This window comes from Nocardia fodinahabitans, assembly GCF_052983615.1.
Map to the genome: position 1 here is coordinate 7072232 of NZ_JBRJJC010000001.1, position 23469 is coordinate 7095700.

Genomic DNA, 23469 nt, shown 5'->3' on the forward strand with positions numbered 1-23469 from the left:
GAGCGAGTCGATGGTGAACTGTCAAGATTGCCGTTTTGGTTCAATTTTCCCCCCGAGATATGCACAGCAAAAGCAGCGGCCAACATCGATATCTATTGGCCGTCGAAGATTCAATATGAACAGGTTGCCCCGCGCGGCTCAGCCCGTTTACCTGCTATCGGCGAAAACGACTCCTATGCCAACTCCGACCAGGGCGACACCCACGGTTGCGTCGATGCGTTTGCGGATTCGAGAATTGACGAGCTTCTTCTGTAGTGAGAAGACGATGCTGACGAGAATCAGATACCAAATTCCGACGATAGCGACCGCCAGCAAAGGAAGCACGAGCGCGTCCACGACGCGGTCTCCGTCGGGTCGAATGAATTGCGGAATCAATGCGACAAAGAATACGGCTGCCTTCGGGTTGAGGATATTGCACAAAAATCCTCGCCACGCATTACTTGCCAACCCTGTCTTGTTCATCGCTACCGGAGCCGGTGCGTCGACTGTCTCATCAATGTGACGACGGGCGGCAAGCAACGACTGAACACCAAGGTATACCAAGTATATTGCGCCGACGATCTTCACGACGGTAAAGGATGTTGCGGATGTAGCCAACAATGCGGAGACCCCTGTCACCGCGGCCACCACCCATATCGCAACACCGGCCACGACACCCACTGTCGCTGCCACGCCCGCAGACCAGCCCGTCAAAGCGCGGCTAATGATTACCGCCATATCAGGCCCAGGAGAGATGGCGACGAAAAGCATCACACCTGCGAACGCGGCGTACTGTGCGAGAAAGGACATCAACAGCTCCTATTGGAGGGAAACGAAATTCCGGGCACGCACAACAGCAGCGTCTTTATCAAACGTAACCCCCGATCCAGCGTGATGTCCACCTCGCTTTACCAGCGCAAGAATAGCAGCGCTCACAACCGAGTTCAACCGCTGCCAAATATTCGCTGGACTCGCTTTTTTGTGCACCGGACGTCACTGTCATCCATGTCATCGGTCCTCCTTCTACAAACTGATTCGAGTAACGAGATGGCCATTGATTAGGTCAGATGCCGAGAGTAACCGATCCGCTGAGGCGCGGGCCCCTCCGCCTGCAAGCAGGAGCGCTAGAAGGTTGCGACCTTGTTGGAGGGCATACCGTACCTTGCGGTTCGTTAGATGTTCACGAGGTCAATCCGCTTCCGAACGGCAGAAGTAATGCATCGGTGCGCCGGCCACGTATGAACGGAACGCAGCCGGGCTGGCACCGTTCGTACGGCACACCGCCTCAGTGGGCCGTGTCGCCGCCAGCTCCTACGTGACACGTCGCCGAACGTTCTTGCCGCCGTTGACAACTCGGAGGCGTTCAATAAGAGTGTTCGGAGGCGACTGATCGCCACCTGCAGCAACTTAGAGCGTCCCCTGTCCACGTTGCCGGGGGGAATCTCAGAAGGGGAACAATTATGCTTTATGCCTTCGGGTTCGACAGGCTCGGAGTCGTGATCAGCGACATGTACTTCGTTAATTCGGCGGGCGCAAAAGGCCACGATGGTCCGGAGCGCGGAGTCCGGCTGGAACTGCGCTGGCTGGAGGCTGGCGAACTGAAAGGAACAATCTATTCGGCCCGGCCGATCGCCGTTGCGGAGCCGATCTGGCGGGCCGACCTGCTGGAGTCGGTTGACGGGCCCCACGGAAGCTTCGATCGCGTCCATCATCATCCGTGGTTCGACGGCTGGAATGACTGCGAGCGGGTCTTCGACCCCGAACTGTCCGCCGACCCGTTCGGATGGTTGGAGCGCCAACTGTCAGACCTTCCGAGCCTGTTGGCGAAGGCTGGGGTCGACGCGAGCGCTGTAACCCCGGGCGACCTGGTTGAATTGCCGCGCACAGCGGCCGAGATCGTCGAGGTAACCCGGCGGGTATGGGCCAGGGTCCAAGCAGGGGAACTAGGCCGAGCTCCAGAAGGGCCAGTAGAAGATTTCATCCGCGCTAGCTGGCTCTGAGACCCCGAGTCGAGTCCGCTGCTGCTCAGACGATGTCGGCAGCGGAAGCCGACATCCGGTGCCTGGCGTCGGTCCGGTGCGCCGCTGTCGGGCAAGTCACGGTTCTCACCCTGTGGCGCACGATGCAGACGCCGCGAGTCCGTCAGGCCCCGCGGCGCTCGAGCTGGTGGGCATCCCACGCTCGCAGGACAGCCTGCTCACGGTCTGGGCAAATGCCTAGCTCCCCTGCGCGGATGTGGGCGATCGGCGCGCCACCACAGGTGAGCCATTCCCAGGTGTCTCTAACAGTGTCGCTGAGCGGGCGACAGCTCAGTCCCTCCACACGAGCACGCTGCGAATCGACAGCCCAGGTTCCTCGGTGGGTTCGCCACAATGGCAGCTCCTTCCACTGCGAGACACCGTGAGCCTGGAGCCAATCCTCATCAGTGACCCAGTCGATCCGAGCTTCGCCAGCGGCGGCCACACGGTTACACGCCTCGAGGAGGTCACCCATCGTGTCTATGCCCGATGCCGTGACATTCCAGGTCCCGGATGACGTACAAGCATGCAGAGCGAACTCTGCGACGTCGCGCACATCAACCGGCTGAATGGAACGCGAGGGGGACCCAGGCCCCAGGACACGCCCGCCACGCTGCATCCGTCGCAGCCACCACTCAAGACGGCCGACATACTCAAGGGGACCCAGAATGACGCCAGGGCGCAGGATCGCGGTGCGTTCTGGCCCGAAGGTCTCCATGACTGCCCGCTCGCATCCGGCTTTGGTGATGCTGTACTGGGATGGCCTTGGATCGCCGACATAGCTGAAGTCCGGCCCCGCATCTGCCGGGCACTTCAGGACATCGGAGGATTCGGTCAGTGGCGTCAACGGCCATCCCGAATACACAGCGACAGTCGACACCAGCACGTAGCGTTCAACGACTGGTTCCAGTGCACGAGCGAGCTGAAGCGTTTCGCGCGGAACGTAACTCGATGTGTCGATGACCGCATCCCAGGTGCCGGCGCTGGCCAATCGAGCGATGTCAGCGGGGTCGGTTCGGTCGCCGTACAACACGGTCACACCGTCAGCGTCTGTACCGCTGACCCCGCGCCGGAACGTGGTGACCTCAGCGCCCCGAGTGACCGCGGATTCCGCGATGGTCCGGCCGAGGAACCACGACCCGCCCAGGATCAGCACACGTGTTGCGTCGACCATCCTCACAGCACTCCCGGTCGTTCAGCGAGCCGACCTATCAGTGCTGCAAGCAGAGCGACGCGCTCAGGCATAGTCGTGATGACGACGTTTTCGCTGCGCCCGTGCGGGTGACCGCCGATGGCGCCGAGTCCATCGAGCGTCGGCACCCCGAGCCCTGCCGTGATGTTGCCGTCAGAAACTCCGCCGGATCTGACCGGTGTCGGAAGACTGATCCCCAGCATGGAAGCGGCATGCTCGGCTTCGGCGAGCAACGCCAACGCCGTCTCCTGTTCGAAGGGATGGCGCCGTATTCCGCCAGTCACAATCACCTGCGTTCCTATAAGATTCGGGGTGAGTTCGGACATCAGTCGGTCGACCTTCTCCAGTTCCGCAGTCGTCCACGACCGTGCCTCGACGCGTACATGAGCACGTTCAGGAACGGTATTCACTGTGGTGCCGCCCGCCAAGACCGTTGGGGTCAACGTTGTTTCACCCGAGGACAAGCTAGCAATCGACAGAATCTGATGTGCCAGCTCGACACCCGCATTCACGCCGAGCTCTGGCTCCAGGCCTGCGTGTGCCGCCTTTCCTCGAACCTCGACGCGATAGCCCGCGATCCCTTTGCGGCCGATCTTCAACGCGCCGCCATCGGCGCTCGGCTCGCATACGAGTACCGCGCCGGCCAACTGTGCGTGCTGCTCGATCAACGATCGAGATGTCGCCGACCCGACCTCCTCATCACTGGTCAGCAGAACGCTGACCTGTGACGAGTCCGGCAGCAACTCAACGGCCGCGACCAGTTGCACTATTCCGGCCTTCATATCGAAGATGCCTGGGCCGACGGCGATGTCCCCTGTGATCGAAAACGGCCACTGCGCAACCGTGCCGAGTGGCCACACAGTGTCGAAATGACCCAGCAGCAACACCTTCGGCTCACGTGTCTCGGCCAGCAGGTGAACATGATCACCAACCAGCACTCGACGCACCGGACGCTGGAGCGCCGATGTCAGCCAGGGTTGCAGCACGTCAGCACACGAAACGAGAGCGCCTGGCGAGTTCGAGGGGGACTCGCAATTCACGAGCTGCTCAAGCCTGTCCAGCATGATCGGTTGGAGATCGTGAGCCGAAAGTAGAAGGTTGCTAACACTGCTCGACAATTAGATCCTCCACAAGTCGCTGACTGCGGGACACTGTGCCCGCCAAGCTATTTCGACGCGTTCGGCAGACCGACCCCCTCATTCCACCCTTCCACAACTACGCCGTCGAGGAAACAACTTGGCGATGGATTGCGCTGGCACTACCCGCAACTCGCAGACTTGATATGTCACCTCGCCTGCTGGACCGGGAGCTGAACAGGTGGCGAACCTCCTGCCAGTCCTCGGCGGAGCTCACGACACCTCGCTGTCCAGGGCACCGCCAGTGACGGCGAGATCGGTTGCCGTCGTGGGTGTCACGGTCAGCAACGCGTCATACGTGCCAGCGAGGGCGGCGTCCGATCGGCCAGCCGTCGCGCCGCCGGATTACGAACAGCGAGCACAGGCAGGCCATGCTCGCCGGCCATCCGGTCGACCCAGTGGATGAATTCGAGGACGCCCCGCCTGCTGGCGGCGCGATTCGGTGCTGATCCGGATCATTCCCATCCTCACCGCATCCCTGCATCCGGATCCGAAGCGACGCCGCGACGCGCTGCGGGTCTTGGACCGGATCGGCAAGTGACGGGGCGTGGGATCGTAGTCACCATGCCCCTGCCCACGTTCGGCGCCGACGATCTGTTGGTGTGGCGGCTCGGCCGCACCGTCTCCGGGGTCGGCGTCATCGACAGCCCGGGTGCGGGGATCGGCCCGCCGCCGGTGTGGGTCGATGCGATCACCGCGGTCGCGACCGACCTGCGGGTGCTGCGCTACGGCCGCGTTATCGACCCGGACCAGCTGGTGTGGGAACTGGCGGTCACCGGCGACGACACGATCGTGATCGGGTGGGGCACAACGGCGCGCGTCGGCGGGTTCCGGGTGGGCGAGGGCACCCCGGTCGACTCGACCAGACCGAGCTGGGCGGCTACGAGTTCGTGCAGTGGCCCTCCCGGGGAGGCCGCGTGCTGCGGGCCCGCGAGATCGACCAGGCACCGGTGTGGCTCGATCCTCGCACCGCGCGCATGTTCGCACCGATCGGCGAGCTGTGCAGCGACACCAGCTGGTAGCCGCCGCGCCGCGCCAGCCAGCCACGGGCGTAGCTCGCTGTGTCCGGCACCAGATCGGGTCCGCCTGGTGCCGGTGCCGTCACGGGCGCTGGGCGGTAGCGCGTTCGGCGGTGACGCGCTCGTATTCGAGGAACGCGGCGGCCAGCGCTTCGCGCAGGTGGATCACGTAGAGGTTGGGCCGCCCGGTCATGTCGCCGGACGGTGTGAACGCGCGCCGGATATCAGGTGTGCGCAGGTCGGACTCGGCCACGACCATGGCGGACTCGGTGTTGATCGTGATCCGGTCGACGTAGTCCACCTGCGCCAGCTGCCCGCGTTCGGTCAGAACTACATGGCTGTAGCGCAGCTTCGACGACACGGCCCAGCAGCGCATCGCCTCGACGGCGGTGTAAGTGCCGGGCTTCTCGCCGATCGTGCTGACGATGGCCTTGCCCCGGTCGAACAGCTTGCGGGGCCGCACCAGGATCAGCTGAAGAGCGGCCAGTGGAGCGAACTTCTCGGTGGCCTCTCGGATGAGGTCCTCGGCTTGTCGTGCGCCGACGGCTCTCTCGGCGGCCGCGGCGTTCTCGGCCTGATCCTGCTGGGTCATGCGTTGGCGGTTCTTATCGATCGCGTCGTCGAGACTCCCCACGTCCGACAGCGTATCCGGGCTCGGCAGCGGGCTGTATCGCGGGAATGGGTGTGCGGGGGACAGTAGCCGATGAGGTCGAAACACGTTGCGTCTGTTCATCGAACTCGACTCGGCTTCGTAACGATCAGCAGCGCGGGCGGTTTCGGCGCGCGAGGCCTGGGCATGGCATGAATTCGAATGTATGTTCGAGTGAGTGGCCTCGATGGGGGAGGCCGCCCTCCCTGGTTCATCACCGGGGAGACGCAGCGTGATGAAGGAGTAAGCAAGCTATGGCATGTCAGACCTTCCCACCGTCACCGTTCCAGGTCTGTGGCGCGATTCTCGACAAGTACCTGCAGACCGGGGGACCGAACGGGTTCCTGCTGTTCCCGAAGTCCGATGAGCTCACCAACCCCGACGGGTTCGGCCGGCGCTCGGAGTTCCTCGGCGGCAACATCTACTGGTCGCCGAACACCGGCGCGCATCCTGTCGCGCACGAATTCCTCACCAAGTGGGGCGAATACGGCTATGAGGGAGGCTTCATCGGCTATCCGCTGACCGATGAGATCGTCCTTTCGGACGGCATCGGCCGTCGCCAGGAGTTCCAGGGCGCCTGGATCTACTGGCACGCCCTGACGGGCGCCCACAACATCCAGGGCGCGATCCGTGACAAATGGCTCGAGTCCGGCGGCGAACGCGGCCCACTCGGCTACCCCAGCACCGACGAAGTCGTCGCCCCCGACGGCAACGGACGGTTCAACCGGTTCGAACGCGGCATGGTCTACTGGTCGCCCTCGACCGGCGCGCACGCTGTGAGTGGCCGCATTCTGGCGCTGTGGTCGGCCGCGGGATACGAGAGCAGCCACTACGGATACCCGACCAGCGACGCCACCCCCGGTGCCGAGCCGGGTTCGCTGATCCAGCAGTTCGAGCACGGGTCGATCTATGTGCTCAACGACTACCTGCGCGCACTGCTCGTCCCGGCGCAGGGATTCGCGAGCTATGACACCGGCCTGCACCCGGCCTACTGCCCGGACCCGCTGAACTCGCCCCCGACGTGCCCGGTGGACCTGGCCGACTACAACACCGTCGGCGACCCGGACGGCACGCTGATCCCAGCGAATCTGCAGAAGGCGGGTGTGGTCTCGGCCTATTTCGCCGCCAACGGCCGCCCGACGGCACACGCGTTGTGGGAGCACTACTACGACTACGACGAAGCGGGCCAGGACTACGCGCTCGGAGCGACGCTGCTCGATTCCTGGACCGCCGAGGACCGCACCGACTACGCGGGGTTGCGACCACCGGCGGAATGGGTCAACGCGAACAAGGAGGAGGCGATCACCGCTGCGATCAACGAGACCGCCCGCACCGGTCAGCCGGCCAAGGTCATCATTTCGACTCCGTGGCAAGTGACCGCGGGGATCAGCAACGATCAGGTGCAGTCGATCGGCCGCTACAGCCTGTGCTCGACCACGGCGGTGATCGCCCAGCCCGCCAATCCGGGCCAGAACCCGATCGAGTTGCGTCAGCAGACCCATATCTACGACGTCTACGACTATGCCGCCGGTGACGACTACGGCAATCCTGCCCAGCAGGCGGTCCTGGTCGGCGTCGAAGGCGAGAAGCTCGGCGTCGCCAAACCGTTCCTGGTGTTGGGTTCGTCGTCGGTGCATTCCTGGTCCGGCATCCGCTGAGGATCCGTGCATTGCCCGCCGCGCGCCGGCGGCGGGCAATGCCGCACAATGAGCCCATGTCCACCATCGACCCAGCGACCCAGACACGACGCCACAGTGCTGGCTGGGGTGTCGGCGCCGGACTGTTTTTCTCGGTGGTGGTGTTCATCCCGGCGGTCTTCATTGTCCGGCAGTGGCTCGACCTTGCCGAGGTTTCGGCCACCCCGTCGCATCTGCGTGCTCGGCCGGTCGAGGTGCCCGCCTCGTACTGGGTCACCTGGTTCGTGGCAGGGGTGGTGTTGCTCGCGCCGGCCGTGGTCTTGGCGGGGTGGCCGGTCATGCGACGGGTCGCGGTGGGGTACGCGGTCACCGCTGGGGTGGCAGCTGTAGCGCTGGCGGCGTTGACGATCGGGTTCGAGCTGGGCGGGTTCGCGCCTTCCTGACCCAGAGCGGCTTGGTGCCGCGTACGGGCCAGGACAGGGAACGTGTTGTGCGTGCTGGTCAGGCACCGGCGGCGGGTCGTCGCGGGCGTCATCACCCCGACACCATCTACTTGGTCCCGCGACATGCTTCGGCTCACCGACGGCATCGGATTCGTCGTCGATCCCGAACGGCGCGGCCCACGACGAGATAGGCACCGGCGGCGGCCCCTGGCGACTCGTCGAACACCCCTGAGCCACAACACCAACCCGCCGAAGCGGAGGCCTGCCGTGCCAGCCCAACCCGATCCTGACCGTGACGATCGGGTTGGGTCTCCGCATCGGGATCCCGTAGGTTCACCGCATGCCCACCGATCCCGACGCCGTGCAATATCTGTCGACCGGACGGGAGCTGATCGCCAGCTTCAACGAACACCTCGGTACGAATCTCAAGATCAAGACCGACAGCAAGGACGCCTACATCAAGGCCGGGATCGTGTTGAGCCTGGCGATCCACGTGCACAAACTTGGTGCCTTGGCGCTGGACCTGCTCGACCGCAACACCCCGCCGGCGCTCATGGTGCCCACCTTGCGGGCGTGCTTCGAGACCGCGCTGACCGTCCATTGGGTAGCGCAGTCCCAAGATGCGGCACTGGCCATGTACAACAAGGACCTCAACCAGCGGCGTGCACTCCAACGGACTCTCACCGCCGCGCGGTCGACCACGATGCAGGACATCGCCTCGCGCATCGCTCACACCGAGCTGCCGACGGTGTCGACCTCCTCGGACAATCAGGCGAAGGTCTTCGAGAAGCTGCTGGCGGATTTCGTTCCCGGCGGCCCGGACGCCTACGCCTACTACCGGATGCTATGCGGCTACACCCATCCCAGTGCCTCCCTGTCCGACCAGTACCTCGAACAGCCTGACCAGGACTCCGAAGACGACTCCGCTGCACCTTTTCAGCTGCGGTCGGAGCCACGAGGGCCATTCTCTCCCACCATTTGCGCCCATCTGCTCGCCTGCTGCCTAGTATGGGCCGGGTCCGCCGCCCGATATGTCCAGCAAGACAACACAGTGCGCCGCTCCGAGCTGCGGCGGGCAGCGCGCGAACTGGGAACCGAGGCCGACATCAAGCTGACCGACGAGGCGTATCTCAGGCAGATGTGGCACCGCTAGTCGTCCTCCCATTCGCGCGGAGTTCATGTGAAATGCTGCGGTCGTCCACACCGTGGCCGGATTCCTGAACTCGGCGTGGCATTGCGCTTACGGTGGAGCGCATGAGCGAGGTCACCGCCCCGACCGATCCCGAGACTCGGTTGGACACGATGCTGAGTGGGCGGGTCGCGAATGTGCTCAGCTCCGGTAGTCGGCGATGGTCGAGGATTGTCCGCTCACCCATTCACTGATCGCTTTCGCGCGATACGGGTCGACGGCAGAGCTGTGGAGGGTGCCGTCGGCTGCCAGAACGATAGTGTCGGCGACGGCGAACCGGCCGACGATGTCGGTAGCGAGAGCGTGCGCCGTTCGGACTTGCGCTTGCCAACTCTGGGCGAGCTCGTCCAGACTCGCGGTGGTGCGGGCATCGACGAAGTCCGTGGTCACCTTGAGTGATCGCAGGACTTGCTGGTAGTGGTCGAGCGGGCCGTTGCGGAGCCGTCGGGTGGGAGCATGCAGGACCGCTGGCCTGACCGTGCAGATCATGCCCGCGCTTCTGCCCGCGGGGTGGGGAGGGAGAAGCAACTGCGCACGGAACTCGCAGTCCCCTCCGGCGCCAGTCTGGGCAGCGTGGTTGGACAGCATCGACACCATCGCGTGCAGGTCGAGTTCCAACACATCCAGCGCGATCTCCTCGGTCCCGTCATCGGCTTGCCCGAAGGACATCGCCGGGCTGGCGACGAATCCCGCCCCGTTGAAATGAAGTTCGGTGAAAGGCTCGTCCAATGCGCTGCTGAAGGTCTGGGCTGCGGTCACCACGGCCCGCCGGACCCCGGGAAACGCCTCGACGTAGTGGCTGAGGATCTGACCCGGCATCGGCGGCGTCGCACCGGCCCAGGCTTTCACTTCCTCAGCGGTCCGCTCGATGTCGGCCGAGCCGCCGAGCCGCTGAGTGCCGGGGGCACTGGGATAGGCGGCCAGTGTCAACCACGCCTGCGCGGTGCCGGGGTCGATACGGCTGACGCCGTCGTCGTGGACCGCATCGAGCGCGGCGCTCAGTTCGGCGCGGCTGATGAACCGGTCCCGATAGCGGCGGGCGATTTCTGCTTCGGCGAGGTAGCGGGTCACCTGTCCGTCTCGAAGTGCGTAGCTGAGCAGGGTGCCGTCGCCGTTGTCGTTGCCGCCCCGGATCACCGCGTGCGGTGCATCGGCGCTGCGCGGCACCGCGATCACGTAGTAGCCCGTGTGCAGGTTCGTGGGGTCCGGTATCTGTTTGATGTGGACTCCGGGCAGGAACGGCCGGATCTGGTAGTGGCAGATCTTCTGCATCCGCTCGGCTTCCTCTGCCGATAGCGGAAGCGGTTTCAGTGCTTCGGCCGCCGAATTCTGGTCCGTTATGCCGAGGATCAGCACTCCGCCGCCCGCGTTGGCCAGGGCTGAGACGTCCTTGGCCAGTTCCTGTTTCGCCTCGGTGGTCTTGCCGTAGAGGGCTTCTTTGAAGTCCAGGTCCTCTGCTTCGGGGACCTTTCTGGCGACCACTGCGGCGAGATGTGTGGCAGTCAGCGCGTCCACCGAAGCGCCGAACAGGGCAGTCAAACGCGGGAAGCTGTGCATGAGCAGCCATTGTCCAGGGCGGTACCGACAGCGTTCACCGTTCCCACCACCGCCGGCCGGGTCGGGGCGCTGCATCAGCATGTTCTCGAGCTGCCCGCGCCCGTCGTCGCCGACGCCCTCGGCTATCACCACAAGACCACTACCCGCGCCGCTGCCCACGCAGCTGCCGACTGGAGCCGTTACGCCTCCGGCCCACGGGCCCGGAAACCGTCCGGCTGGGCACCACGAACCCGCGACAGTTGATTACGAGACCCCGCCAGTCTCAACCCCCATCTCGCCGAGAACGTCGTCGGCACGATCGGTGTCGGGACCAAGGTCCACGTCACCGGCGCCCGCCTGACCGCCGACGCCTACCTGGGCCGCGACGGCGCACCCCGCGCCTCGCTGGAGCTGACCGCCGACACCGTCGAGGTCGACCTGTCGACCCAGACCGCCGTGGTCACCCGCGCCCCGCGCCCCGCAGTCTGACACGACTGAGGGCCCGGCCAAGCCGGGCCCTCACCGTTCCCGCCACCGACAACGGCGTCGGCAGGCCGACAACGACGTCGGCCGCGGCGGGGACGGGGGTCGAGGAACATCTCCGCCAGATCCGGCGCTTAGGGCGCTACCGCAGATAGTTTCCGGAGTCGGCATCGCCCGTGCGGAGCAACCGCCCAGGTCGGCGTCGGAGTTACCGCATATAGTCAGCGGCTATCTGCGGTAACTCCTTAGCGTGACTTTTCTCGTCGATGTTCCCGAACCCCCGTGACCGTGCCGGGGGGACGGCAGGTGCAGGCGTGTGGTGTGTCGGGCGTCGCGGTCGCGCCGACCCATCGGCGGCGAGGCATTCTGCGCGAGCTGTATACCGCTCAGCACGAGCGGACCGAGGCCGACGGTCTGCCGTTGACGATCTTCACCGCCAGCGAGGCCACGATCTACGGCTGGTTCGGCTACGACCCGGCGATCCTGTCCACCACGATCTCCATCGATCGCCGTCGCGCCGAGTTCCGGTCGACCACACCCGATCCCGGCGGCGTCGAGATGGCCACCCTGGCCGAGGCCGAGCCGCACATCCGGGCCGTCTACGAGCGCTGGCAGCGGACGGTGCCGGGTGCGCAGGTGCGGCCCGACGCCAAATGGGATCTGTTCTTCGCCGACGTGGAACGCCACCGCGACGGCGCCACGACGCTGTTCACCCTGGTCCACCCCGACGGTTACGCCCTGTATCGGCGCCGCTGGCGCGACGGGCGTGCCACCGCGTCGGTGTGGGAATACCGCGCTCTCACCCCGGACGCGCACGCCGCGCTGTGGCGGGTGCTGCTCGGACTGGATCTGGTCGAGGCGGTCGATGTCGAGATCGCCGACGACGACCCGCTGCCGTACCTGCTCACCGATTCCCGTGCGGTGCGGGTGACCGATCGCGGTGACTCGCTGTGGGCGCGGCTGATGGACGTGCCCGCCGCCCTCACCGCCCGCACCTATCAACACGACATCGACACGGTGCTGTCCGTGCACGACCCGTTCCGTTCGGCCGGTGGCACCTTCGCGCTGCGCGTGCGCGACGGGGTTGCCGCGTGCGAACCCACCACCCGCCCCGCCGCGCTCGGTCTCGATATCAATGTCCTCGGCGCGCTCTACTTCGGTGCGCATCGCGCCGGGAATCTCGCCGCCGCGCACCGGATCCGGGTCGACGATGCGGCGGCGCTGCGGGATCTCGACGCGGCGTTCACCGCCGAGCGCGCGCCGGAACTGGGCTGGTTCTTCTAGCAAGGACGCGGACGCGCGGCCGGGGCGCGTAATCTGGGTAGCTGTGGATTCGCACGAGGTCGATCCTTCGGTTCGGGTGCGTGGCGCCCGGGTCCACAATCTGCGTGATGTCGACGCGGACATGCCGAGAAACGCCCTGGTCGCGTTCACCGGGGTGTCGGGTTCGGGCAAGTCGTCGCTGGATTTCGGGACGGTGTACCCGGAGCAGGTCGCGGCCGACCCGGTCAGCCGGACCGCGCCGTACCTGCGGGAGCGGCTGAGGTGAATCCGGCAGGGACGACCGCGGCGCGCCCGGGCAAATCGGCGGCTATCGGTCGGTGGGGGCATATCGTGGGGCAATGCCCGTGAACGACGGGGAGGGGAGTCCGGCGCAGGACCGAACCCGGCAGGCGATGCAGATCGCCGGCGGGTGCTCGTTCGTCCTCGGCGTCGCGATCTTGCTGTGGCCCGGCCGCAGCGCGTCCACGTTGGCGCTGCTGTTCGGTATCTCGCTGTTGCTCAGTGCGGGCATCCAGGCTTATCTCGCGGTGGCGGCGCGGATCGCGTTCCCGCTGCGGGTGCTGGTGCTGGTGAGCGCCGTGCTCACGGTCATCCTGGCGGCGCTGGCGTTCGGTGGCGGCACCATCGAGCTGCTGGCGCTGTGGATCGGGATCGGCTGGTCGGTGCGCGGTGTCGTGCAGGCGCTGGTCGCGGCCTGGGACGACAGTGTCGCCGACGGCTGGCTGCACGAGATCTGCGGACTGGGTACGACGGCGATCGGGATCACCGTCATCGCGATGAAGTTCGAGACCGTCACGGGGCTGGCGACGGTTGCCGGCAGTGCGCTGGTGGTGATCGGCGTGCTGGAACAGCTCGCGGGTGGGATGCTGCGTACGGCACTGCGCGGTGCGCGACGTTCGCAGCCGGACGCCATCACGGGCCCCGGGCAGGCCGCCGCCGGGCAATAGTAGTGAATCCCACACTCGCAGAGCGTGTTTCGATGTTTACGCGAACACCCGGACAACGCGACGTTGCGGGCAGCGGAGCGGGCGCTGAACACTGTGTGCCCAGCCGTTCACCGCTGGGGTAACTGTGCTGCGCGCCGGTAGCGTGGCCCGCGGCGTGCGCACGGGAGGGCCCGGTCGCCGCGCGCCGTCGTCCGCAGCCCGATGTGAGCCCAGGAGAAATGTGGTGTCGCGCGTATCCCACGCCGAAGCCGCCGATACCGTCCAGCGTGAAGAGCTGGCTATGCGGCGCATGACCGAGAGTCTGGTCGAAGACCTGTCCGAGAACGTCCCCGCCGACCAGGTCACCTCGGCGGTGGGTGCCGCGCACCATCGTTTCGCGGGCAAGCCGATCCGGGAGTTCGTGCCCATTCTGGTCGAGCGGATCGTGCGCAGTGAACTGGCCGATCCCGATCCGACCGTGCGGGTACCCGCCCCGGCGGCCACCGTTCGCGCCGCCGGACCCGAACCGGTTTCCGCCGCACCGGAAGGGAGTTCGGCCGCCGAGCGGGACCGGCACCTGGTGACCAGGCGTGGCATGCTGCCGCTGTCGATCGGTGTGGTCACCGTCGTCGCCGCCGTCGCGGCCGCGGTGATTCTGCTTCCCGGCGGGGGCGAAACCCCGGCCGCGGCACCGACCGGCGCGCCGGTGACGGTCGTGCGCGGTGTCGTCGGGTCGGAGAAGGTGGCGTTCTTCCAGGACGAGCAGGTCGTGAAGGTGCTCGCCGACAACGGCATCCGGATCGAGGTCGAGCCGGCCGGGTCGCGGCAGATCGCGACCACCGTCGACCTGGACCGCTACGACTTCGCGTTCCCGTCGAGCAGTCCCGCCGCCGAACGGATCCAGCGACAGCGCAACGTCACCAGCAAGTACACCCCGTTCGCCTCGCCGATCGCCATCGCCACCTACCGGCCGATCGCGGAACTGCTCACCGCGGCCGGCGTGATCAAGCCGGGCCCGGTCGCGACCTTCGACATGAACCGGTACCTGGAACTGGCGGGCACCGGCGCGCAGTGGGACGACCTGCCCGACAACACCACCTACCCCGTCGAGAAGAACATCCTGGTCTCGACCACCGATCCGCGCAGCTCCAACTCCGCGGCCATGTACCTGTCGATCGCGAGCTATGTCGCCAACGACCACACCATCGTGCGCGGCGCCACGGCCGAACAGCACGTGCTGCCCGCGTTGTCGAAATTGTTCCTCGCCCAGGGCTACACCGACAACAGCAGCGATGGCCCGTTCACCCAGTACCTGACCAACGGGATGGGCCCCACCCCGCTGGTATGCATCTACGAGGCACAGTTCGTCGAGGCGGCGGGCGAGGGCAAGATCAAGCCGGACATGATGCTGACCTACCCGACCCCGACCGTGCTGTCGAGCCACACCTTGGTCCCGCTGACCGGCACCGGTGACAAGGTCGGCAAACTGCTCACCGAGAACCCGGAACTGCGTCGCCTCGCCGCCCTGCACGGGTTCCGTACCGGTGACAACGCCCAGTTCACCGCCGTCGCCGCCGAACGCAACGTGCCGGTGCCCGCCGAGCTGATCGACGTCGTCGACGCCCCCGCGTACGACACCCTCGAGCACCTGCTCGACGGGGTCGCGAAGTCCTACAACTGACTTCCTCGACACACCGAGTGCCGCGCAGCCCGACCGCTGCGCGGCACTCGCGTGCTATTCCGGTGGTACAAGACCGTCGATCACGCGGCGTAGTTTCTCGACGCTGTCGGATTCGCCGAGCCGTAGTGCGGTGTTGGTGGCGTTGAGGGCAGCGTCGAGTTGGAAGACGGTCAGATCGATGTCCGTTTCCGGAAGTGGGTGGCCCGCGGCAGCGTATCCGAGTTGTCGGGCCAGGATGTCGAGCCAGTCGCGACGCTGACGCACCAGCGCGTCGCGGACCGGCCCGAGGTGGCTGTCGAACTCCGGCAGATTGGCGTTCCAGAAGCAACCGCCGGGAAACAGTGGCTGCGCGATGTAGGCGATCCAGTGCTCGAGGAGGGCGCGCAGGCGGGGCACGCCCTCCGGTGCTTTCTGCGCTGGGCGGATGACCGCATCAATGAAGACCTCGCGGGCGGTTTCCACGGTGCGCAGCTGCAGATTCTGCTTGGTGCCGAAGAGTGTCTGGATTCCCGCTTTGCTGATGTCGAGGTCATCGGCCAGGCGTCCGAAGCTGAGCCAGCCGAGGCCGTCCAGCGACGCGATATCGACCGCATGCCGAGTGATGATCTGTCGTGACCGCGCACCCCGCTGCCGACGCCGATCACTGTTCGGGGCCGGGTGAGGTGGGGTGTGCTCGGTCATCGACGCGGTGGCCTCTCGGTATTCGGGGAGACCGGCAGGAGCCAGCCGAACACGAGAATAGCTGCGGTGACACCGGCAACTTCAGCGAGCACGAAGCCCGGCACGTCGGCCGGACGGATGCCGGAGAATGTGTTCGTCAATGAACGGGCGACCGTTACCGCCGGATTGGCGAAACCGGTCGGGGTGAACCAGAACCCGCCGCCGATGTACGCGGCGACGGCGCCGGCCACTGCTGTGGGGCGGGTGCGCGTGCAGACCCATACGACACCGACCAGGCCGAATGTCGAGACGACTTCGCCGAGTAGCTGCGTCGCCCCGTGCCGCGGGCGGGCGGACCATGCCCAGACCGGTTCGCCGAACATCAGATTCGCCAGGGCGACACCGCCGACCGCGCCGCCGATCTGCGCGGCCATAAAGGCCAGGGCTGTGCGTGACGAGATGTCGCCCCGGACGGTCAGGGCCGCGGTGATCGCCGGATTGAAGTGCGCACCCGACACCGGCGTGAACCATTCGATCAGCGCGTACAACGCCGCGGCGGTAGCCAATGCGTTCACCAGCAAGGCGACGGCCGTGTTGCCGCCTGCGAGTCGTTGACCGAGGATGCCCGAGCCGACGATGGCTATGAGCAGGAACCCGGTGCCCAGCGCCTCGGCGACCAGTCGGCGCGGCAGCGAAAGTCGAAGTGGCGGAGCGGCGGGCGCGAGCGGCGGTGCCTGTGACTTGACCGGCGCGTCCCTCACAGCACTTGCTCGACGTGGTAGGCGACACCGCCGTCGACCAGGTATCCCGTTCCGACGGCGACGATGTCGTTAAGCCACGCGTAGTGGGTGGATCCGGTTTCGAACAGCGGGTTCGTGCGAAAGTAGTACCGCGCCGGGTCGATCCGGTGTCGGGCGGCCGGGTCGGCCATCTCGGCGCGCACGTCCGAAGGGATCACCCAGCGGCCCTGATAGGTCATGTGCAGCAGCTCGCCATCGTCGGTGCGCAGCGTCAGACGGACATCGAGCAGCATCGTGCCGTCGGGGCGGAAGAGTGCCCAGTCGCCGCCGCCTGCGACTACCTCGCCGCGCAGCCGCGGGCCCGCGAACGATCCGCCCGCCGCACCGTAGAGCACACGACGGCCCAGCTGGCTGTTGTCGCCGAAATTCAATGGGGGGTTGAGATCCACCACGATGTCGAAAAGTGCCGCGGTCCGAGTTGGTTCGACAGACTTGATGCGCGTTTCGGTGGTCACCGCCGGGCTCCTTCCAGCTCGGCGGAGCCGAACAAGGAACGTCGCACCGCGTCGGTGGACACCCCCGACTGGGCGCACAGGACAGACAGGTCGAAAAAGAACCGTTCGCTGGCGATCAGGTCATCGGCGAAGGTGAATCCGATGAACACCGGAACCTCGGCCCGCACGCCATTCGAGGTGACCCCGAATCTGTTGCCGGTCATGGTCATTCGAGCTGTACCCCAGCAAACGAGTGTCTCGCCGTTGTCGGCGAAGCCGGCCAGCTCGACCCGATAGTCCGGAAAGGACGCGAAGAACCGCGCCAGCGCCCGCTCGTTCTCCGCCAAGCCGCGAGCCGTGGTTCCGAATGCCGGCGTTTCCAACACCATGTCCGGGTGGAGCAGTCGAAGCGCAGCGGATAGATCCTGCCTGCTCTTGGCCGTGGCCAAGGCCTGGGCCAGTTCGAACATGCGGTGACTGTCCATGGTCATCATCCTTTTGGTAGCTCGTCCTGCCGGATGTGTGGCACCCGACAAGAAAAACCATACATACGACCGTATGTATAAGACAAGGTGGGCAAGGAACTCCGAGATAGCGGTTTGCATTACGTCCCCCGGGTGCCTTGCGTGTTTCTGGGTGGCCGCCTATGAACAGCACCACACGGAAGCGCCGCCCAGGGCGTCGTGTGTTTCACGGGCCTTCCATCGGGGTGGATTGCGGCAAGGCCATAGGCGGAGCCACCGTCGTCGGCGACGACATGCTCTCTCACGGCCTGGACCTAAGCGCCCAAGGACTGGGCAAGGAGTCTGGCCATCCGGTAGGGGCGCTGGCTATACCGACCGGTTCGGCAGGCGTGACTCGCGCCGACGAAAACGTCCTGACCTGTGGAAGGAGGTGGCGCGAAAAAGATTTCGGGCGCAGCGATGAGTTCGCCGGTCTGGTCCCGTCTCAATGAGTGCTACCTGTAGCCGAGATCCGGGAGAATCGTATGACCGCCAGTTCCGCCGTCACCACCGGCACCCTTGTGGTGCCCGATGCCCGCCTGTACTACGAGGTCCGCGGGTCGGGGCCGCTGCTCGTGCTCGTCGGCGCGCCGATGAACGCCGCTTCGTTCGCGCCTGCGGCCGAACAGCTCGCCGCCACCAACACCGTGCTCACCACCGATCCGCGCGGCCATTTCGCCAGCCCCCTCGACGATCCGCGCCAGGATTCGACGGTCCTGGCCCGCGCCGACGACCTCGCCCGCCTGATCGCCCACCTCGACGCCGGTCCCGCCGTGGTCTTCGGTTCCAGCGGCGGCGCGGTCAGCGCGCTGGCCCTCGCCCAGACCAACCCCGACCGGGTCACCACCGTCGTCGCACACGAACCGCCCCTGCGGGAACTGCTGCCCGACGCACCCGAGCAGCGGGCCGTCACCGAGGACATCATCGCCACCTACGACCTCGGTGACGTGGTCGGCGCGTGGCGGAAGTTCTTCGCCCAAGCCGCCCTGCCGATCCCGGATGAGGTGGTGGAGCACATGTTCGGTGGTGCGCGCGACCCCCAGCAGGTCGCCAGTGAGCGCCACTGGTTCGACCATGAACTGCGCGCCACCACCGGCTGGGTTCCCGACCCGCCGTTGCTGCGCGCGGTGCCCACCCGGGTGATCGTCGGTATCGGCGCCGATTCGACCGGCCAGTTCTGTGACCGGACCTCGCGCGCCCTGGCCACCGAGCTGCGGAGCGAGCCGGTGCTGTTCCCCGGCGATCACACCGGATTCGTCGGTGACCCGGCGGGATTCGCGGTCCGGCTGCAGGAAGTCATCGACGAGCCGTGACGCCGGGCTCCGATTCGGCAGTCGATGCAACTACGCATCGGGTGCAGCGGGAACGGCGTCGCGGCAGCGCGCACTCAATCGACGCAAGGCCGCGAGGAGTTCGGGTGGACCGGTGACGGTGAAATCGGTGTCGAGGGCGGTGATCATCCAGGCCAGCGAGGCGGGGGAGTCGGCGCCCAGATGCAGCGCACAGGTGGCGTCGTCGACCGCTTCGAGAACACCGGTTCCCGGCCACAGCCGCTCGGCCAGCACAGGGGCCGGGCAATGCAGGGTGACAACTGTGCGCCACGGCCACGATGCCACCGACAGCCTGCGCGACAGGTACGCGGCCGCGTCACCGCCGGGCAGCGGGCGCGGGGTGAAGCGCGGGCCGGTCGGGACGCGCGGAAGGAGCCGGTCGACCCGGAACGACCGCCAATCCGCGCGATCGACATCCCACGCCACCAGGTACCAATGCCTGCTCACATTGACCAGCGAGTCGGGTTCGGCATCGCGCCGTGACACCCGGCCCCCGTGATCGGTGTAGTCGAACCGCAGCCGCTCGTGCCGACGGCACGCCTCCGCGATCGCCAGCAGCGTCGACGGACTCACCCGCGGCGCCTCGGCGGCGACCCGCACCATCGACTGCTGCAGGGTGGTGAGCCGGTGTCGCAGCCGGGAGGGCAGCACCTGTTCCAGCTTGGCCAGCGCCCGCAGCGACGCGTCCTCGATCCCGGTGACCGTGCCACCCGAGGTGGTTCGCAGCCCGACCGCCACGGCCACCGCCTCCTCGTCGTCGAGCAGCAGGGGCGGCATCGACGCCCCTGCGCCCAGCCGGTACCCCGCTGTCCCCTGCAACGCGTGCACCGGATAGCCGAGGCCGCGCAGCCGCTCGACGTCGCGACGCACCGTGCGCGCGGTGACCGCCAGTTCCGCGGCGAGTTCGGCACCGGACCACGCGCGATGGGTCTGCAACAGCGACAGCAGACGGAGCAGGCGGGCGGAGGTCGCGGACATGCCTCCAGCATGCCCGCGACTTAGGACCGATCCCGACCTAAGTGCGTCCTAGCGTGGTGGGCATGAACGACATCCACCCCTTCCGGATCGACATTCCGCAGTCCGACCTCGACGATCTGCACGAGCGCCTCGCCCGCACCCGCTGGGCCGACGACCTGCCCGGCACCGGCTGGACCTACGGTCTGCCCACCGCCTACCTACGTGGTCTCGCCGACTACTGGCGCACCGGATTCGACTGGCGGGCCGCCGAAGCCGCGCGTAACGCGCGACCGCAGTTCGTCACCGAACTCGACGGACAGCGACTGCATATCACCCACGTTCGGTCACCCGAACCCGACGCGCTGCCACTGGTCCTCGTGCACGGGTGGCCGTTCACCGATTTCGGCGCGGCCATCGGACCCCTGACGAACCCCGCGGCCCACGGCGGCGACCCGCGCGATGCCTTCGACGTGGTGATCCCGACCCTGCCCGGCTTCGGCTTCTCCGGCCCCACCCAGCAGCCGGGCCAGGCCGCGACCGAGCAGTCCGCCCTCCTGATCGCCCAGCTCATGCGCCGCCTCGGCTACGAACGCTACGGCGTCCAAGGTGGCGACGCGGGCTCGTTCATCGCCCCGCACCTGGGCCGGATCGATACCGAGCGGATCGCCGGAGTCCACCTCAACGCCGCCATCACGATTCCCGCCTGGGACGACGACGGTGCCGGCTACTCCGCGCGGGATCAGGAGAAGCTGGCCGCCCTGCAGGACTGGAACAGCAACGAGACCTCCTCGTATGCGAGCGTGCACAGCACCCGTCCGCAGACCCTGGCCCACGCGGTCACCGACTCGCCCGCCGGTCTGCTCGGCTGGGTCGTCGACGTCGTCAACACCTACAAGGACCCGTCCGCCGCGCTGCCCGAGGACTCCCTCGACCGCGACGCGATGCTCGCCGAGATCGCCGTCCTCTGGTTCACCCGCACCGCGGGCTCCTCGATGCGCCTGTACAAGGAATCCCAGCAGTGGGGCGCCGACCTGCCCAGCTCCGGGGTGCCGACCGGCATCGCGGTCTTTCCCGGCGACACCACCATCCGCGGCATCGCCGAGAAACAGAACAACCTCGTGCGCTGGACCGAATTCGACCGCGGTGGGCATTTCGCGGCGATGGAGACACCCGATCTGCTCGTCGACGACATCCGGGAATTCTTCCGGCCACTGCGCTGACTGGCACCCGCGATCGAGGACCGCGGGCCGCCGGGTCCTGGCATGCTCGGGTCATGACCGATACCGAAGGCACGACACTGTTCCACGCGTCCATGCCGTTCACCGAGAAACTCGGCGTCGAGGTCCTCGAACACGGGCCGGATGTGGTGCGCAGCAGGCTGGCCTGGGACGAGACCGTCTGCACGATCGGCGGCGCGCTGCACGGTGGCGTGCTGATGTCGCTGGCCGATGCCACCGGCGCGGTCTGCGCCTTTCTCAACCTGCCCGAGGGCAAGCAGGGGACCACGACCGTGGAGTCGAAGACGAACTTCGTGCGTGCGGTGCGCTCCGGCTACGCCGTGGCCACCGCGCGTCCACTGCACGCGGGCCGCAGTTTCATCGTCGTGGAGACCGAAATCCACGACGACGCGGGCAAACTCGTCGCGAAGACCACCCAGACGCAGGCGGTGCTGTAGGCCGGTCTACGCCTCGACGAAGACCGCGCCGACCTCGGTCATCCGCGCAGCGGCGTAGCCGGGGTCGATCAACGCCTCCGGGGTGTAGGTGCCCGGGGCCACCGTGCCGCCGCGCAGACCCAGCAGCCGCCTGCATGCCCAAGGCGGCTCGGCGTGAGCAGCTGCTCGACACCGCGCTGGCGTTGGTGCGCGACCACGGCACCGACGGGCTCACCCTCGTCACCCTCGCCGAGGCCGCGGGCGTGAGCAGGCCGATCGTCTACGATCACTTCGACACTCGCCCCGAACTGCTGCTCGCCCTGTACCGGCGACTCGACGAACGGCACCGGCTCGCCGCCGAACAGGCCGTCCGCGCGGCCCCGCCGAACGCGAAGGAGATAGCGCGCGTGATGAGCGCCGCCTACTTCGCCTGTGCCACCGACATGCCCGAACTCGACGCGGTCTCGGCGGCGCTGAAAGGCAATCCCGAGGTCCTGGCGATCCAGCACGCCATGCTCGACAGCTACCGCGACTGGATGGCCGCCACACTGCTGCCGTACTCGGATCGCGCTACGGCTGCGCTGCGTCGTCGTCCTCGGCGCCGCGGAAACCCTGGGCGCCGAACTGAATCGGGGCACCACCACCGTCGGTGCACGCACTCGCCGATCTCATCGTCGGCAGCATCGGCGCCGAACGCAAGCGGTGACCGTTGCCCTGGCGGCGCTCCTCGGTAGGATTCGGCGCGTGCCAGATACCTCCGACATAGCTCGGCTCTTCGACCGGCGGCCGCGCCAGTGGGGTTCGCCCGCGGATCCGTTCGCGTGGGATGCGGTGCGGGACAGGGTGTGTGCGGCCGGCCCGCCGGCGACGGCGACGGACTTCGCGGCGCTGCTGCGGCGCGAGTTCGCCCTCGTGGCGGGCGTGAACATCGACGATGCCGACGCGACCGCCGAGCCGTCCTTCGTCGTCGAAGGACGAGCGGAAGCGGTGCACCTGCCGACCTGGCGCACCATTCTGCTGCCGTTGCTGATCACCCGCGCCCGCCAGCTCTACGGCGAAATACCTACCGAACGCCCCTGATCGAGTGGCGTGGTTGGGGCTGTGCCACCCGACGGTGGGTCGGGGTAACCGGGGGTGCTGTTTCAGCCGAGCACCGCAGCCGACCGCCCGGAGGCTAACCTGCCACTGGGAATACCTCGGCGTGGCAGGCAAGAAAGCACAAGAATGCGCGTGACAGCGAAGCAGGGTCGACTCGTCTTCCGATGGGCGGTAGCGGCATCGGTGGTGATGGCACTCGCCGGCTGTGGAGCGTCTCGGGGAACCACGGGCGTGGCGACCAGCGCGCCCGGGATCCCGACGGCCGTCCATGCACAGCCGCGCGGCATCGGGAGCATGAACCAACCCTGCTTCCCGCAACCAGGCTTCTATCCGGCGGCGGACGCCTACGACGGTCCCGCACCGCATCCGGTCGCGGTATTCGACAACGAGTACGGCGCGATCTGGAATACGCCGCTGCAACCTCCCGAGTGGATGAACCAGTCGGACCCGCTCAGATATCAGCTTGTCGTATGTCTGGGAACCAGCCAGGACGGCGGCGAGCTGATCCAGGCCTGCGAATTCGTCGGGAACAAGCGGTTACCGCTGTTCCGTGGGCGATACGTCGCCAAGGTCTACGAGGCGAAGTCGGCAAAGCTGCTGGGCACCGAGGTGATTCGCGGGGACGCTTACCGCGGGTGCCCGATCGTGGTGCGGTTCGCGCCGAACGAGCGGCAATGGCTGTTCTCGAATCCGGACCTGATCGAATTGCAAAGGGTGCTGGGCAAATACGTCTACCGATGAACAACACGCGTACTGGAGTCAGGGATCAGGCCTCGCGCGCCGAGCGGAGGCGTACGTCCGAGCCCAGCACCATCGGCCGCTGACCGTTCGCATCCACAGTGGAGACCCTGGAAGAGTGA

General features: G+C 66.7%; 26 protein-coding genes and 1 pseudogene. 17 read left to right on the plus strand and 10 right to left on the minus strand.

Annotation, left to right across the window (positions count from 1 at the left end; genetic code table 11):
- Nucleotides 1-147 precede the first annotated feature (147 nt).
- On the minus strand, nucleotides 148-789 hold the full coding sequence (locus tag NV348_RS33320; protein WP_447150456.1) for a LysE family translocator: 642 nt from the start codon (nucleotides 787-789) through the stop codon (nucleotides 148-150).
- 650 nt (nucleotides 790-1439) lie between these two features.
- Here NV348_RS33320 and NV348_RS33325 point away from each other — a divergent pair.
- On the plus strand, nucleotides 1440-1979 hold the full coding sequence (locus NV348_RS33325) for a hypothetical protein (RefSeq protein ID WP_447150457.1): 540 nt from the start codon (nucleotides 1440-1442) through the stop codon (nucleotides 1977-1979).
- A gap of 142 nt (nucleotides 1980-2121) precedes the next feature.
- Here the strand turns inward: NV348_RS33325 and NV348_RS33330 are convergent, their stop codons facing one another.
- Complete coding sequence (locus tag NV348_RS33330; protein ID WP_447150458.1) at nucleotides 2122-3171, minus strand: NAD-dependent epimerase/dehydratase family protein; 1050 nt, start codon at nucleotides 3169-3171, stop codon at nucleotides 2122-2124.
- 2 nt (nucleotides 3172-3173) lie between these two features.
- A complete protein-coding gene (locus NV348_RS33335; protein WP_447150459.1) occupies nucleotides 3174-4175 on the minus strand; it encodes a M20/M25/M40 family metallo-hydrolase in 1002 nt (333 codons plus the stop codon).
- Between the two features lie 950 nt (nucleotides 4176-5125).
- Between NV348_RS33335 and NV348_RS33340 the strand changes: the two genes are divergently transcribed.
- Nucleotides 5126-5347 (plus strand): hypothetical protein, encoded by a 222-nt coding sequence (locus tag NV348_RS33340; RefSeq protein WP_447150460.1) that lies wholly within the window; start codon nucleotides 5126-5128, stop codon nucleotides 5345-5347.
- A 79-nt stretch (nucleotides 5348-5426) separates the two neighbouring features.
- Here NV348_RS33340 and NV348_RS33345 read toward each other — a convergent pair whose 3' ends face one another.
- The gene (locus NV348_RS33345; protein ID WP_447150461.1) at nucleotides 5427-5978 is read right to left on the minus strand and encodes a hypothetical protein; all 552 of its coding nucleotides are present in this window, start codon (nucleotides 5976-5978) and stop codon (nucleotides 5427-5429) included.
- Between the two features lie 269 nt (nucleotides 5979-6247).
- Here NV348_RS33345 and NV348_RS33350 point away from each other — a divergent pair, with 269 nt between their 5' ends.
- The 3 genes from NV348_RS33350 to NV348_RS33360 all read left to right on the plus strand — a co-directional run bounded on the left by NV348_RS33350 (nucleotide 6248) and on the right by NV348_RS33360 (nucleotide 9226).
- A complete protein-coding gene (locus NV348_RS33350) occupies nucleotides 6248-7651 on the plus strand; it encodes an LGFP repeat-containing protein (RefSeq protein ID WP_447150462.1) in 1404 nt (467 codons plus the stop codon).
- Between the two features lie 56 nt (nucleotides 7652-7707).
- A complete protein-coding gene (locus NV348_RS33355; protein WP_447150463.1) occupies nucleotides 7708-8073 on the plus strand; it encodes a hypothetical protein in 366 nt (121 codons plus the stop codon).
- Nucleotides 8074-8413: 340 nt separating this feature from the next.
- Nucleotides 8414-9226 carry a hypothetical protein gene (locus tag NV348_RS33360; RefSeq protein WP_447150464.1) on the plus strand — a complete coding sequence of 271 codons (813 nt, stop codon included), beginning with the start codon at nucleotides 8414-8416 and terminating at the stop codon, nucleotides 9224-9226.
- 177 nt (nucleotides 9227-9403) lie between these two features.
- Here the strand turns inward: NV348_RS33360 and NV348_RS33365 are convergent, their stop codons facing one another.
- Entirely contained in the window at nucleotides 9404-10819 is a 1416-nt protein-coding gene (locus NV348_RS33365; RefSeq protein ID WP_447150465.1) for an AlbA family DNA-binding domain-containing protein, read from the minus strand.
- Between the two features lie 9 nt (nucleotides 10820-10828).
- On the opposite strand from NV348_RS33365, the gene NV348_RS33370 reads away from it, so the two are divergent.
- From NV348_RS33370 to NV348_RS33390, 5 genes and pseudogenes are all read left to right on the plus strand, one after another.
- On the plus strand, nucleotides 10829-11062 hold the full coding sequence (locus NV348_RS33370; RefSeq protein ID WP_447150466.1) for a hypothetical protein: 234 nt from the start codon (nucleotides 10829-10831) through the stop codon (nucleotides 11060-11062).
- A gap of 501 nt (nucleotides 11063-11563) precedes the next feature.
- Complete coding sequence (locus NV348_RS33375) at nucleotides 11564-12565, plus strand: GNAT family N-acetyltransferase (protein ID WP_447150467.1); 1002 nt, start codon at nucleotides 11564-11566, stop codon at nucleotides 12563-12565.
- 31 nt (nucleotides 12566-12596) lie between these two features.
- Nucleotides 12597-12824: pseudogene (locus NV348_RS33380) on the plus strand (hypothetical protein); the annotation flags it as partial.
- 79 nt (nucleotides 12825-12903) lie between these two features.
- Complete coding sequence (locus NV348_RS33385) at nucleotides 12904-13512, plus strand: DUF308 domain-containing protein (protein WP_447150468.1); 609 nt, start codon at nucleotides 12904-12906, stop codon at nucleotides 13510-13512.
- A gap of 223 nt (nucleotides 13513-13735) precedes the next feature.
- Nucleotides 13736-15172, plus strand: a complete 1437-nt coding sequence (locus NV348_RS33390) for a three-helix bundle dimerization domain-containing protein (protein ID WP_447150469.1) — start codon at nucleotides 13736-13738, stop codon at nucleotides 15170-15172.
- A gap of 54 nt (nucleotides 15173-15226) precedes the next feature.
- On the opposite strand, the gene NV348_RS33395 is transcribed toward NV348_RS33390, so the two are convergent.
- Genes NV348_RS33395 through NV348_RS33410 form a run of 4 tightly spaced genes read right to left on the minus strand, consistent with a single transcriptional unit; the run spans nucleotide 15227 to nucleotide 17536 of the window.
- Nucleotides 15227-15853 (minus strand): TetR/AcrR family transcriptional regulator, encoded by a 627-nt coding sequence (locus NV348_RS33395; RefSeq protein WP_447150470.1) that lies wholly within the window; start codon nucleotides 15851-15853, stop codon nucleotides 15227-15229.
- Nucleotides 15850-16593, minus strand: coding sequence for an aquaporin (locus NV348_RS33400; RefSeq protein WP_447150471.1), 744 nt, complete (start codon nucleotides 16591-16593; stop codon nucleotides 15850-15852). Before NV348_RS33400 ends, NV348_RS33395 begins: the two co-directional genes overlap by 4 nt.
- Nucleotides 16590-17087, minus strand: coding sequence for a DUF3237 domain-containing protein (locus tag NV348_RS33405; protein ID WP_447150472.1), 498 nt, complete (start codon nucleotides 17085-17087; stop codon nucleotides 16590-16592). The genes NV348_RS33400 and NV348_RS33405 overlap by 4 nt, the downstream gene beginning before the upstream one ends.
- The gene (locus tag NV348_RS33410) at nucleotides 17084-17536 is read right to left on the minus strand and encodes an ester cyclase (RefSeq protein ID WP_447150473.1); all 453 of its coding nucleotides are present in this window, start codon (nucleotides 17534-17536) and stop codon (nucleotides 17084-17086) included. The genes NV348_RS33405 and NV348_RS33410 overlap by 4 nt, the downstream gene beginning before the upstream one ends.
- A 176-nt stretch (nucleotides 17537-17712) precedes the next feature.
- Here NV348_RS33410 and NV348_RS33415 point away from each other — a divergent pair, with 176 nt between their 5' ends.
- Both NV348_RS33415 and NV348_RS33420 read left to right on the plus strand, forming a co-directional pair.
- Nucleotides 17713-18021 carry a hypothetical protein gene (locus NV348_RS33415; RefSeq protein WP_447150474.1) on the plus strand — a complete coding sequence of 103 codons (309 nt, stop codon included), beginning with the start codon at nucleotides 17713-17715 and terminating at the stop codon, nucleotides 18019-18021.
- A gap of 33 nt (nucleotides 18022-18054) precedes the next feature.
- Nucleotides 18055-18882 (plus strand): alpha/beta fold hydrolase, encoded by an 828-nt coding sequence (locus NV348_RS33420; RefSeq protein WP_447150475.1) that lies wholly within the window; start codon nucleotides 18055-18057, stop codon nucleotides 18880-18882.
- A 30-nt stretch (nucleotides 18883-18912) separates the two neighbouring features.
- Here NV348_RS33420 and NV348_RS33425 read toward each other — a convergent pair whose 3' ends face one another.
- A complete protein-coding gene (locus NV348_RS33425; RefSeq protein ID WP_447150476.1) occupies nucleotides 18913-19878 on the minus strand; it encodes a helix-turn-helix transcriptional regulator in 966 nt (321 codons plus the stop codon).
- 62 nt (nucleotides 19879-19940) lie between these two features.
- Here NV348_RS33425 and NV348_RS33430 point away from each other — a divergent pair, with 62 nt between their 5' ends.
- The 5 genes from NV348_RS33430 (at nucleotide 19941) to NV348_RS33450 (ending at nucleotide 23350) form a co-directional block, all read left to right on the plus strand.
- A complete protein-coding gene (locus tag NV348_RS33430) occupies nucleotides 19941-21077 on the plus strand; it encodes an epoxide hydrolase family protein (RefSeq protein WP_447150477.1) in 1137 nt (378 codons plus the stop codon).
- A 53-nt stretch (nucleotides 21078-21130) separates the two neighbouring features.
- Nucleotides 21131-21532: a PaaI family thioesterase gene (locus NV348_RS33435; protein ID WP_447150478.1), complete on the plus strand. Its 402-nt coding sequence runs from the start codon at nucleotides 21131-21133 to the stop codon at nucleotides 21530-21532.
- A 134-nt stretch (nucleotides 21533-21666) separates the two neighbouring features.
- Nucleotides 21667-22245 (plus strand): TetR/AcrR family transcriptional regulator, encoded by a 579-nt coding sequence (locus tag NV348_RS33440; RefSeq protein ID WP_447150479.1) that lies wholly within the window; start codon nucleotides 21667-21669, stop codon nucleotides 22243-22245.
- A gap of 10 nt (nucleotides 22246-22255) precedes the next feature.
- Entirely contained in the window at nucleotides 22256-22591 is a 336-nt protein-coding gene (locus tag NV348_RS33445; protein WP_447150480.1) for a hypothetical protein, read from the plus strand.
- Between the two features lie 249 nt (nucleotides 22592-22840).
- Nucleotides 22841-23350 (plus strand): hypothetical protein, encoded by a 510-nt coding sequence (locus tag NV348_RS33450; RefSeq protein WP_447150481.1) that lies wholly within the window; start codon nucleotides 22841-22843, stop codon nucleotides 23348-23350.
- Nucleotides 23351-23469 lie beyond the last annotated feature (119 nt).